The 12,600-nt window shown below is 39.2% G+C and carries 9 protein-coding genes; 3 read left to right on the top strand and 6 right to left on the bottom strand.

The genetic code is table 11. The features are described 5' to 3' along the window. Window positions 1-4: 4 nt before the first annotated feature. Genes B2W36_RS14790 through B2W36_RS14780 form a run of 3 tightly spaced genes read left to right on the top strand, consistent with a single transcriptional unit; the run spans window position 5 to window position 6,689 of the window. Window positions 5-3,061, top strand: a complete 3,057-nt coding sequence (locus B2W36_RS14790) for a SusC/RagA family TonB-linked outer membrane protein (protein WP_293888383.1) — start codon at window positions 5-7, stop codon at window positions 3,059-3,061. Window positions 3,062-3,086: 25 nt separating this feature from the next. Beyond that, a complete protein-coding gene (locus B2W36_RS14785; protein ID WP_293888381.1) occupies window positions 3,087-4,637 on the top strand; it encodes a RagB/SusD family nutrient uptake outer membrane protein in 1,551 nt (516 codons plus the stop codon). Continuing rightward, a complete protein-coding gene (locus B2W36_RS14780; RefSeq protein WP_293888379.1) occupies window positions 4,638-6,689 on the top strand; it encodes a family 16 glycosylhydrolase in 2,052 nt (683 codons plus the stop codon). Between the two features lie 136 nt (window positions 6,690-6,825). Here the strand turns inward: B2W36_RS14780 and B2W36_RS14775 are convergent, their stop codons facing one another. The 6 genes from B2W36_RS14775 to B2W36_RS14750 all read right to left on the bottom strand — a co-directional run bounded on the left by B2W36_RS14775 (window position 6,826) and on the right by B2W36_RS14750 (window position 12,217). Then, window positions 6,826-7,875, bottom strand: coding sequence for an AI-2E family transporter (locus B2W36_RS14775; RefSeq protein WP_293888377.1), 1,050 nt, complete (start codon window positions 7,873-7,875; stop codon window positions 6,826-6,828). A gap of 259 nt (window positions 7,876-8,134) precedes the next feature. Then, window positions 8,135-8,869, bottom strand: coding sequence for a hypothetical protein (locus tag B2W36_RS14770; protein ID WP_293880739.1), 735 nt, complete (start codon window positions 8,867-8,869; stop codon window positions 8,135-8,137). A gap of 142 nt (window positions 8,870-9,011) precedes the next feature. Continuing rightward, a complete protein-coding gene (locus tag B2W36_RS14765; protein WP_293888375.1) occupies window positions 9,012-9,410 on the bottom strand; it encodes a response regulator in 399 nt (132 codons plus the stop codon). 78 nt (window positions 9,411-9,488) lie between these two features. Then, on the bottom strand, window positions 9,489-10,079 hold the full coding sequence (locus B2W36_RS14760) for a Crp/Fnr family transcriptional regulator (protein ID WP_293880743.1): 591 nt from the start codon (window positions 10,077-10,079) through the stop codon (window positions 9,489-9,491). Window positions 10,080-10,166: 87 nt separating this feature from the next. Next, window positions 10,167-11,114: a class A beta-lactamase, subclass A2 gene (gene bla, locus B2W36_RS14755; RefSeq protein ID WP_293880745.1), complete on the bottom strand. Its 948-nt coding sequence runs from the start codon at window positions 11,112-11,114 to the stop codon at window positions 10,167-10,169. A gap of 233 nt (window positions 11,115-11,347) precedes the next feature. Then, window positions 11,348-12,217, bottom strand: a complete 870-nt coding sequence (locus tag B2W36_RS14750) for a hypothetical protein (protein WP_293888373.1) — start codon at window positions 12,215-12,217, stop codon at window positions 11,348-11,350. Window positions 12,218-12,600 lie beyond the last annotated feature (383 nt).

Here is a 12,600-nt window from a genome sequence, read left to right as displayed (position 1 = left end):
ACACATGAAAAATAATATCAGTATTATTGCCAGTACTGTACTGTTCTCTTGCCTATCCAATATAGTAAGTGCACAGACTAAAACAGTGACTGGACGGATTACAAACGAAAAAGGTTCTCCTATCTCGGCCAGCATTACTGTGCAAGGAAATGCAACGATCGGGACAAGCAGCAATGAAAATGGGGAATTTTCACTCGCTATTCCTACAAACGTCAAATACCTCATTATCTCATCATTAGGATATGAGGCGAAGACAGTACCCATAAATGGAGATATCTTAACGATTCAGCTCATGCAAAACAACAGCGACTTTAACCTGGATGAAGTTGTAGTTGTAGGCTACGGTACCCAACGAAAGGGCGACCTAACAGCGCCCATAGGAACGGTAAATATGGAAGAAATGGCCAAACGTACTGTTTCAAACCCAATGGATGCACTACAAGGCGCTGTTGCTGGTGTGCAAATCGTAAGTTCGGGCGCGCCCGGATCTTCTCCCTCTGTTCGTGTACGTGGCGTTGGCTCTTTTAATAATGAAAGTCCTTTATATGTGGTGGATGGCATGTTCATGGACAATATTGATTTCCTCAATCCAAATGATATTGCCGACATTTCGGTTTTAAAAGATGCTTCTGGTGCAGCAATCTATGGAGTCCGTGCCGCAAATGGTGTCATTTTGGTGACCACAAAAAAAGGAAGCTTAAATATGAAAGGAAAAGTTACATATAATGGCTTCGCTGGTTTCCAAGCACCGACACATGTTTTGAAAATGGCTAATGCAAAGCAATATGCGGAATATGCAACAGCCATTGGCAATGAGGCCTTTGTAAAAAGTTCGGTGGAAAAATATGGCGGGACAGCGACCAACCCGGCGATGGATACGGATTGGTTCAAAGAGCTCCTGCGCTCTAAGGCGCTGATCACCAATCATAACCTGGACATTATGGGTGGGTCTGATAAAATCACCTATTCCATGGGACTCAATTATGTCAAACAAGAGGGCATCATGGATGCCAGCAATATGAATCAAAAATACAATATCCGCTTGCAGGCAGATGCCAAAGTAACAGATTGGCTGAAAGCGGGTTTTAGCGCACACATCAATAACTTCAGGACCTACTCGCCTAATAATGCAGCTTTTAGACAAGCCTATTTCGCATCGCCACTCTACCCTGTTTATGACCCCTCATTGGAATTGGCCAAACCAGAAAAATTTGGATCAAGTACCGCCATCGGGATGCAATCCGGATTTTGGTATAACAATCCGGTAGCGACAGCTTTTTATAATACGAATCAAACAAAGGGCTTCCAGATTCTTCCGACGATTTATCTCGAAGCAACATTATGGAAGGACAAGATCACTTTTCGTTCGCAGCTGAGCCAGAGGTATCAATCCACACATACTATAAACTATAATCCTGTTTACTACATTGACAATGATCAGCGCAATGACCGCTCCTTTTTACGTTCAGCACAAGCACGCAACACCAATTATATTTTGGACAATCTCCTAACGTATAAAGATCAGGCGGGTAAACATCACTGGTCATTGTTGCTCGGGCAATCATCACGTGAGGAACGCTGGCGGGAAACTTGGGTACAAGCCAATGACGTGCCAGAATCGGAGGAGTTTTGGTATGTAGGCGTAGATGCGCAAGGTACGGGTTCGGCCACAGGATATGGAGAAAAGGGATTCCGAAATGCCGGAATATCCTATTTTACCAGAGGTACCTACGATTATGACAACAAATATTTGCTGACAGCAACATTCCGTGCAGACGGCAGCTCAAAATACCAAACAAAATGGGGCTATTTTCCATCGGTGGGCCTAGGCTGGGTATTGACCAAGGAAAAGTTTATGGAAAATCAAAAGCTTTTCAACCAGCTGAAATTGCGCGGAAGCTGGGGTAAATTGGGAAACGATGGTATTCAGCCTAATGCGGGCTATGCCACAGTTTACTCAGGCAATAACTACTCTGGTATATTTGGAAGCGAAGGGACTACCAACGGAACGCGCGTACCTGGATATCGTGTCGGCCGTTTTTTCACTCAAGTACGCTGGGAAGTTGTTGAAGAATGGGATGGCGGAATTGACTTTGCCTTGCTGAATAATCGTTTGACTGGCGCGGTAGATTATTATCACCTCACTACACATGACCTTGCTTTTAGCCGACCTATCCCCTTTTCGTGGGATCGTGTATATGGCAATTGGGGAAGTGTGACAAACAGTGGTTGGGAAATTGGTCTGCAATGGAAAGACAAAATTGGTGAATTGAGCTATGCGATCGGCGGAAACCTGACTACCCTAAAAAACAGAGTTACGAATCTAGGTGGACTAGAAAACATAATGAATGGTTATCCAGAATGGTCTGCTGAATTCCCTGCACGTATAGAATTGAATCAACCCATAAACTTTTTCTACGGCTATGAAGTAGCCGGTGTCTATCAAAATCAAGCCCAAATTGATGCAGATCCCATAGCAAAAAGATACAACCAACAGAATCCAAACACACCAATTTTACCTGGATATCTTCAATATAAGGATCAGAACAATAATGGTGAGCTTGATGAAAAGGATCGGGTAAACCTCGGCAATTATCTTCCTACGATAGCCTATGGATTTAACCTGGCATTTGATTATAAAAAGTTTGATCTGAGCATCGCCTTTCAAGGTGTAGCCGGCAACAAGATCCATAATCTTAATCGTGCAATGCGCCGAAAATACAATCAGATGAATGTCGACGCCGCATTCGTGGAAAACCTCTGGACCGCAGAAGGAAGCAGTAATACGCACCCATCTGCCAAAGGATCCGTTGCCCCTTGGAATCTTCAGGCAAGTTCATTTTTTGTCGAAAGTGGAGCATACCTACGGATACAAAATATACAATTGGGTTATAATTTTGAACTCAATAAAATACCCGCGCGTGTGTTCGCAACTGCCGACCGCCCTTTTATATTTACAAAATATAATGGTTTTACACCCGAAATAGCTGGAATGGGATTTGACGCCAATGTGTATCCGATCGCTTCTTCTTATAGTTTGGGTGTCAAAGTATCGTTCTAATTATTAACCTTTTAATTTAAACTGCATGAAAACTTTTCAATATATCCTGATTGCAAGTTGTTTAGGTCTTTCTTCTAGCCTATCTAGCTGTAATAAATTTTTGGACAAACCCTTAGAAAACCAGCAGCGATCGGAAGAGATCGACTATAGCAACACCGCCTTAATGTACGGCCCCGTATCTGGTGTATATCGTTCGGCTTCCGACGATAACCTAGTCCATTGGATTGATCTTTCCATTCGCTGTATGCGCGATGACGACTACCAGCAGGCCGCACCGAATCCAAATGATAATCCCGAATTAATGGGCATCAAAAACTTTCAAAATGATGTTACTATTCAATCTTACTGGGGAATAAATCAATCCTGGATCAGTTATTACAGTCTCGTCATCGCCGCAAACAATGCTTTGATCGAATTGGATAATTTTGCTGAAAAAATTCCAGTTTCCAATGCGGGGGATATAAAACTGAATAGACAGTACAAAGCCGAAGTCAGGTTTTTAAGAGCATATGCTCACCTGATGGTTTCACGCCTGTTTGGCAATGTACCTATCCTTATTGACAGCGATAACATTGGCCGTTTGGCTACGATCCAAAAAAGTACGGTAGCAGAAGTACGTCAGTTTATCATTGATGAAATGAATGCCTGCTCGGAAGATCTTGAAGATGCTCGTCCAAATCAATCGAAGCACATTGGGGCGGTAACTAAATATTCTGCACTTCTTTTGAAAGCGAAGGCAGCTGCTGATTTGGCCGGGAATGATAACGGTAGTGCTCACTGGAATGATGTTCTGGATGCAACAAACAAAATTATTGCGAGCGGTCGCTTTTCGCTATACCCAAATTACTATGAGCTCTTTAAAATACCGGGAAAATTGTCAAACGAGTCTATCTTTGAGCTGCAATATTCTGATTTCGGCTTAGGGACCGGAGATATTGTTCGTCCGGGCGTCGATTGGGGTACCTTTTTTAAATGGCAGGGCCCTTCTGGGGATCAAAAAGGAAGCCCAATCTCCGGAGCAGGCTGGGTACCACCATCGCAAAACATCGTTGATTTCTTAACCAATAGAGGTGAAACGGAACGCTTAAAAACAACAATTTTATATTGTGGCGTAGATGGCAATCCGGCGACTACATCGTTAACTCCAAGTGGCGATGTCGTTTATGGCAATCCTTTTGGCGTAAAATATTTCAATGGTAAAGCCTATCTCCCAAAATCGCAGATGACAGCAGGCCGAATGGAATATGGAGCAAACAATAATGTACGTATATTGCGTTATGCGGATGTTCTTTTATTAAATGCCGAAGCGAAGGTCAGGAAGGGACAAAATGGAGATGAGCCTTTTCGTTTGATTCGTGAACGCGCAAAACTAGCACCGATTACAAATGTAAATTTAAATCAGATCTTGGATGAACGTCGAGCTGAATTTGCCTGCGAATGGTGGGGCGAGCGTTTTAATGACCTGGTCCGTACCGAGCGTGCCAAAGAAGTCTTCGGCGCAAAATTCACCCCTGGTGTCAGTGAGTACATACCTATTCCGCAAACTCAGATAGATGCAAACCCTAACTTTCGATAGATGATGACAGCAGCAAGACTACTAATATTCATATTGTTAAACGTACTTTTCCTTTCCTATGGATTGGGAAAGCAAGGCAAACCCGTTAAATCGACAATCGTTAAAGTTGACAATGGTTTTACAATAATGCGTAATGGACAGCCGTACTTCATTAAAGGAGCAGGCGGAACAAGCAATCTAGAAAAATTAAAAGCGTATGGAGGCAACTCCATACGCACATGGACACCCCAGCAAGCTGATGAAATCCTAAATAAAGCACAAACGCTGGGCCTTACAGTCACCTTAGGGCTTGATGTGAAAACAGAACGCCATGGCTTCGATTACAATAATCCCGCAGCTGTTGCCAAACAAAAAGAATATGTTCGCGCAATTATCCTGAAATATAAGGATCATCCGGCATTGCTAACATGGGGAATCGGCAACGAGCTCAACCTACATTACAGTAACCCAAAAGTATGGGATGCGGTCAATTCGATCGCCGAGATGATCCATGAATTAGATCCCAATCATCTGGTTACTACCATGCTGGCCGGTGTGAATCAAAAGGAAATTGATTATATCAAAACCAGGTGCCCAGCACTGGACCTGATTGCTGTACAAGTATATGGTGGCCTTGCCGCTGTTCCTGAGCAATTAAAAAAGACGGGATGGAATAAACCCTATATTGTGACAGAATGGGGACCTACAGGCCATTGGGAATGCCTGCAAACACCTTGGGGAGCTCCGATTGAAGAGACCAGCCACGAAAAAGCGAAAGTCTACAAAAGCCGATACGAAGCCGCTATCGGACAAGATAAAAACTGTCTGGGCTCTTATGTCTTTTTGTGGGGACAAAAACAGGAACGTACACCAACATGGTATGGATTATTCACAGAGCAAGGTGAGGAAAATGAGGTTGTCGATGTTATGCAGTACCTTTGGTCGGCCCAATGGCCCCGTAATCGGGCCCCGCAGTTAGACTCTCTATTATTGAATCATAGGCATGCAAAAGATTTTATCTACCTTGAATCCGGTAAATCCTACCCTATAGAAGCCTTTGTACATGATCCCGACGGCGATAAATTACAGATACGTTGGGAGCTTCTCAAAGAAAGCACAGACCTTAAAGAAGGTGGCGACCGTGAAGAGCGTCCGCAGGGATTAAGTGGCTTTATACAAAATAATGCAGTTGACAGGACACTCTTGACGGCTCCTCCTCTAGAAGGCGCCTATCGGCTCTTCGTCTATGCAAACGATGGAAATAACAAGGTAGCGACCGCCAACATCCCCTTTTTTGTCAAGTCAAATTCAGGTAAAGCAAATGAGATAACCTATCATTTTTCGCCAACACCAATATGGGCTGATGAATTTAATTACTCAGGATTGCCAGATAAAACCAAATGGTCTTATGATGTCGGTTCTTTGTACAACGGCTGGGGCAACAATGAACAGCAGTATTACATGGAGGCTTCAGCATCAAATTCCATCGTGGAAAACGGTGTCCTTAAGATTATGGCGAGAAAAGGAAATAAAAAGGACACCCCCTATACCTCTGCACGGCTGACCAGCAAGAATAAAGGAGACTTCAAGTATGGCAGATTTGAGGCGCGTGCAAAATTGCCAAGAGGGATTGGTACCTGGCCAGCGATCTGGATGCTTCCTACTCATATGAAATATGGTAATTGGCCTAAATCGGGCGAAATAGATATACTTGAACATGTCGGATACGATCAGGATATGGTGCATATATCGGTGCATACCCAAGCTTATAATCATAGCATAAACACACAGAAAACGAGTAAAAAAAAGGTGTCTGGTGTTTCTGAAGAATTTCACAGCTATCGTGTAGACTGGACACCGACATATATAAAAGGTTTCATTGATGGACAAGAGATCTTTCACTTTGTCAATCAAAATAGGAGCTTCAAAGAATGGCCTTTTGACCAAAAGTTCCATTGGTTACTTAACCTCGCTGTCGGCGGAAACTGGGGCGGCAAAGAGGGCGTAGATGATACAATATTCCCCGCAACGTTCGAAATAGATTATGTCCGTGTATATGGTCTATTGGATTAAAACTCTCCAATCTAAATCTCAAATCGCTCGTCGCCTCAGCTTAACGAGCGATTTTTTTTGCTCCCGTACCTTGCTGAATACCGAAGTTAGTCGATAGCGATAGTACTGCTATAAGTATGCAGAGACGGACTTAATATTATTTAGAAAGTGACTGCCTTTGATCCTGCTTTTTAATATAAAGTTCTTGTACCAACACCATAACAATGACCAAAATTGGTGTAGCAAGTATAACCCCCCAGGCTCCAAGCCAGATCCCGACAAATACTTGCGAAATGATAATTAAGGCGGGGGGCGTTTTGATCAATTCCTGTTGCACCAAGGGTGTAATAAAATTGCTCTCTACCAGCTGAACAAAACAATAAAGCACAATCACCCACAAAGCAGTAGATGGGGATTTTGAAAGGGCAACAAGAGCTGCTGGAATAATCGATATAATCGGACCAAAGTTGGGAATGAAACTTAATAGCCCTGCAATAAGAGCTAATACTAGCCACAAATCTATACCCAGAATAGCAAGTCCAATGCTCGTAAGTACAAACACAACGAACATTGAGAATAGCATTCCCTTTAACCAAGACCTGAGATTTTTTACAATTTTTTCTATCAAATTATTACCTTGTAAACGCATATCGGCTGGAAGAAGCTTTACAATGCCAGTCTTATATTGGTCGGGAGCCGCCGTGAAAAAAATTCCAATAAATAGTACGATATAGATATCTCCAAAAACGCCGACTGTACTATTAAAAAATCCACCCAATAATAGTGAAGCTTTCTCGACTATTTTAGAAGAAGCTATTTTTTCATAAATCAGTTTTATGTTACTATTGCCTTCGATGAAGTTTTTAGCATCTTCTACTAGGCTAGGAACTTCTTTGGTAAACTGAACCACCTCACCTGTAACGCGGGCTCCAATTAGAAAAAAAGTTCCAAATAAAAAGCTGATCGACAAAATGATAGAAAGTGGAAGTGACCATTTTGGGGATATCTTTGTTTTTCGGGCGATTAAACCTGCAAATCCATGAAAGTATATTGCAATGATGGCACCAGCTAAAGTATACAAGAACACCTGATTGGCTTTCCAAGATAGCAGGAGGGCGACGACTATAAACGATATGATGCCTGCGGCTATCCATACTCTTGACACAAATCGATGGTTTATCTGTGGTAAAGGATCTTTATTTTCCAATTTTTTTGAATTTCTAAAATTAATTTTGCTTTGCTTTTAAATTTGTAACATTGACATTGTAATAATCGCTTGGATTATTCGAATATGTAATATTTCAATGATCAATATTTCAATGCTACTTAATGTAACGCTGGCCTTCACACAAAAGTTTCGATTATTTACAGTATATCTTAAAATAACATGCAACTACCTGATCACGGCTAAAACAAAAGAAAAACCACTCCACATGTCGAATTATTTGGGAAATAACGAGCAATCCTCAATATCGATTCTTATCGGAAAATTTGAAATCCTGTAATCTTGGCAAAGGCCTTATCAAAACTGTCTTCTTTCGTATACTAAGTACTTTGCCTGATCCAAAGTGCTCATCTGTTTCGGTTCTTATTCCGCGTATGAGATCAAATTTAGTTTCAGTAAAGATCGTGTTTTCGTCAAAATAGCTTTTGGCGATATCACTAGTAAGTTTTTCAACATAAATCAATTCGAAATTACCTCTATTGTACTTGAAGTGATAGGTTATATTTCCACCTTTAATTTCTTGCCACATTTTTAAAATTCCTTTTTCAATAATAAAATCGGGCACTTGAAAACCATTGTACTTTCTTTGGTTTTCGACTGGATATTGCGGTTCAATAGCTTGATCTGAAGTTAATGCTAAGGTTAACTTCCCCTGATTTCCAGATAGAAATATTTGTAATCTCAACGGTTGTGAATCATCAGTTGTATCCATATTAACGGTAATTTTATCCATTTTACCGTCATTATTTAAATCCCCAATCTCTTCTCTAATCTGATAAGTGTATTTTTTTCTGCTAACAATATTTTGAGAAAATAAATTTAACGGTACTAACATCAAAATAAATGCAATGAAACGATAAAAGCTTTTATTGAAACCACCCCTATTATTTTGGTCTGCCCCATTCGTCAAGTTAAGAATATACGCTTTTGGATCCATTAAATTCATATAAACCTTTACATATTTAACAACATTCATTTTTTGCAAAATTTAATTTCAGCCTCCCCGTCTTCGACGGTTACATAATCTGGTAGGACACAACCAATCGGCGAATACTTCTTTCTAATCTAATTATAATGATCGTATTTTTTTATATATTGATACTGCCGTAAGGAAGGTATCATTCTGCCCACTCTAAGATACAGCATTCGTATATTTCATCGAAAATTAACTGAAGAGATTTTTCCCCTTTTTGGTATATCTTCTTCGCACCATTATAATACATCTGGTCCACCATTGGACTGCAAAACAGGCTAGTGTATCCAAAAATTAAAGCGTTCGGATTCAGCTCTTTCAGCAAAATAGTAGTTTGAGGTCCGTTCTTAATAGGCATCAAAATATCAAGAAAATATACACTAGGCTTGAGATCCATTTGATCGGTTGCCAAAATTAAATCGCTCCCATTGTTAAAAACGCCATGAAGATGGAAACGTGGATCCCTTTTTAAAATAATAGAAATGAGCTTTCTATGAATTGGCGAATCATCTGCCACTGCGATACCAATACTGTTTTCAGTCATTTTACAAATCATGAAGCAAATTAACATCACAATAGCGTTAAAAAAATGCACAAAATTGTGCATTTTATCGTATAATAGTTATAAAATTGATATAACATTGTTGAACGTATTCCGATGTATTCCAAGATATGATGCGATATGACCATAAGGAAATAATTTAAATACTTCGGGCGCATGAAATTTTAATAGTTTTATTTTATCTGCTGCATTTTTTGATTGTAGAATCTCGATATTTTTCAGTGCCGTGACGAAATTTGGTTGAATAATCATTAGTTCCAATTGATAAAATCTTGGAAATTGCTCATACAGACGTTTAACTGCTGGAATATCCAGCATCAATAGCAAACAGTCATCCTGTACCCGATAATCTTTCTTAGATGGTCGGTCTTGAAGGTAATCTTCAAAATTAAAAATTATTTCTCCCAGAGATGAAGGATAATGCAAACTGGTAATACGGGTGGTACCATCCGGCTGTAGGATACTTGAATATACAGCGCCCTCAATAATTAAAGCGATTGTAGTGACGCGTTCGCCATATGAAAAAATAATTTCTTTTCGACGAAATCTTTTAAAGATTAAAATCTTGTTAAGTTCAAAAAGTTCCTCCTCATTCAAATTAAAATGAGAAAATTTATCGATAACATATTGGTTTACAGCTGATTTTTTCATTTCTTTGCACAAGAATAACATCCATCTATCTCCTAATCATTCTCCTAAAAGCAGGTTTAATCTAACATTAATTTCGTACACTCCAATTTATTTCTCCAAATAGAAATCCCAAGTCGCCTTTGATATAGCTGAAATCATTTGTGCATTAACTTCATTGCTCTCTTTAGAATCCGCCACAAAAACACTGATAATAAAATACTTACCATTAGGGAGAAACACTATACCGATATCATTAAAAGCGGCCGTAATTCCTTCGCTGTTTTTGCCAGAATATCCTGTCTTGTGTGCTACTACCGTTCCTTTTGGTAAAGCTCCCTTTAGCCTGTCTTCACCAGTATTTGTTTCTCTCAGAGTTTTCCAAACAAAATCATAACTATGCTGGGATAGTAGATTATTTCCATTGGCATAGAATTTCATCAAAAGCTCACTTGCAGCGTTAGCTGTTGTCCAATTTTGAAACATATTTTCCCATTTAGACTGCATATCCTCTTCGGTATAGTTAATTTCAAAATTATCAATAATATGGTTTTTCTTGAAATAGTCCTCCACTGTCTTCGGTTTGCCTAACAAGCGAATTAGCACATCACAAGCCACATTATCACTTTGAGAAACAGAATATTGGATTAGTTTCTTAATCGTAAAATCACCCCCTTTTGGATGTTCGTCTCTAAGCGGGCTCCAAAAGTCAGGGAGAAGTTCCCTTTCAGTAACTTTTATCTTTTTGTTTAATGACAACTTACCTTTGTCTACTTCTGAGAGCACTGCGAGAGCAATATGCAGTTTAAAAACACTTTGTAAAGGATAATGCTCTTCAGCGTTTATTGAAATGCTATCCTGACCATCATTTGCTAAAATTGAAACTCCTACCCTCATATCCTTCGTTGAAATTATTCGTTCAATTTTCTCTTTTAATAGAGCAGTTGTTTTCTGCGCAAAAAGCTGATTCAAATTAGTACATAAAAGAAAAATAGCTATAAAAAAATAACACTTAATATTCTTTTTAGATGTTAAAAGGTGTAGATACGAAGTATGCATTGCCCGAGATTATTAGTTGTCTTACCTGGATTCAGCTAAATTTAAATAAAAAAAATTTTTTCTAGTGTTATTTTGGGATAAGAAAATAACAGTGACGTGATCATAATCAGAAATAGCAGAATGGCCATCGCTATTTGAGATTGTGACAATACGGTTTTGAAGACTAAAGAGGATTTAAATTTATTAACAAATGATTGTTGGAAAAAATATAACATCCCTATCTATAGGTTTGCTTATTCAAATATTCTCGTTGTAAAATGATCTTTCAATTTGTCAAAGTTTTGTTTAGGTTTTTTGCAGATATAAATCGTCTGTAGCACCCATCCTTCGTTACTGGCATATGGACTATATAACTTTTTCACAGGAATGATTTCTTCAAAAAAAGGATAAAAAAACTCTTCGCTGGTATCGTTGTAACAAATGGCTATTACAGTTTTTGGCATTTGTCCAAATGGTGCCCAACTATAGAAACTACCGTGGTAGCAAAAGGCATTCGGAAGCCTGTATGTACTCTTCATCAGCTCGATAGCGCCAGCCTGAGAATAATGTTTACCCCAAATGAGACAGTTCGACTGTTCATTTGCAGGCAAACTGTCATAAACGGATCGTAACTCCTGCATAGTACTTTCCCACTTTTGCTTTGTAATGTATTCTTGCATAGGAAGAACCTCCTTACCATTTTTCACGTTTTTAGGAAGGTATTTGTGAATAGTATCTATATAGTGGGCATAAGAATAAATGGGTAGACCAAAAGGAATCAACATAGTTCCTAATAATAAAATAAAACCTAATGGATATAACAACCACCTTCTTCGAGGCATAATGATACGCTCAAAAAAAACACCCACAAATGGCAATAATGTTAGAACAATCGGGAAAAAGTAATAGGCTTTGCCTTTAGAATACGCTAAAAATAGAACAGAAAATAAAATTGAAGTCGCTAAGGGCCGGTAATGATGTTTTATTTTTTGACCTCCTAAAATGAAAATAAATGTAGGAAGTAGCATGATAGATGTAATCGGGTTGATATCTAAAAAGAGACCAGATACTACTTCAGTGAAAGTAAGATCATCCAATTGCGTCAGGTAAAGTCTATCAAACATATGCAAAGCTGGAAAGTCATGTACGTATTGCCATACCATATTTGGTGGTTTCCGGTTGCTATATGCAGTAGCTCATCTCCCTGAAATCCTGAATGTATACCCGCAATGATATGAAGTGTCAGTTTGAAGATACAGAAAATAAAGATAATAATTTTTGTGCTTTTATCCATTAGTTTTTGTGTGCGGGTTATCTTTGTTGACTTAACTATACTATATAAGGTTGAGGATCTAAAAATAGAAATTTTCAGCCAATTTATTGGCGAAATCACGATAGCCAAATCTTTTAATATAAATTACCTTGTCTCCATTTATTTTAGCAACAGTCAAACCTCTACGTGATGATTTTTATTGCTATTTATTTTTACTGTTTGAGAAAAGAGAGA

The organism is Sphingobacterium sp. UBA3549, from assembly GCF_002376635.1.
Lineage (GTDB): Bacteria > Bacteroidota > Bacteroidia > Sphingobacteriales > Sphingobacteriaceae > Sphingobacterium.
Note: the sequence above shows the minus strand (reverse complement) of the source record. Positions and strands in the feature narration are given on the sequence as shown.

Bases quoted from the DNA above. Each gene is read 5' to 3' on its own strand.
- B2W36_RS14780 (WP_293888379.1), top strand. From the start codon at position 4,638: ATGATGACAGCAGCAAGACTACTAATATTCATATTGTTAAACGTACTT.
- B2W36_RS14765 (WP_293888375.1), bottom strand. From the start codon at position 9,410: ATGACTGAAAACAGTATTGGTATCGCAGTGGCAGATGATTCGCCAATT.
- B2W36_RS14760 (WP_293880743.1), bottom strand. From the start codon at position 10,079: ATGAAAAAATCAGCTGTAAACCAATATGTTATCGATAAATTTTCTCAT.
- bla (WP_293880745.1), bottom strand. From the start codon at position 11,114: ATGCATACTTCGTATCTACACCTTTTAACATCTAAAAAGAATATTAAG.
- B2W36_RS14750 (WP_293888373.1), bottom strand. From the start codon at position 12,217: ATGTTTGATAGACTTTACCTGACGCAATTGGATGATCTTACTTTCACT.
- B2W36_RS14770 (WP_293880739.1), bottom strand. From the start codon at position 8,869: ATGAATGTTGTTAAATATGTAAAGGTTTATATGAATTTAATGGATCCA.
- B2W36_RS14785 (WP_293888381.1), top strand. From the start codon at position 3,087: ATGAAAACTTTTCAATATATCCTGATTGCAAGTTGTTTAGGTCTTTCT.
- B2W36_RS14790 (WP_293888383.1), top strand. From the start codon at position 5: ATGAAAAATAATATCAGTATTATTGCCAGTACTGTACTGTTCTCTTGC.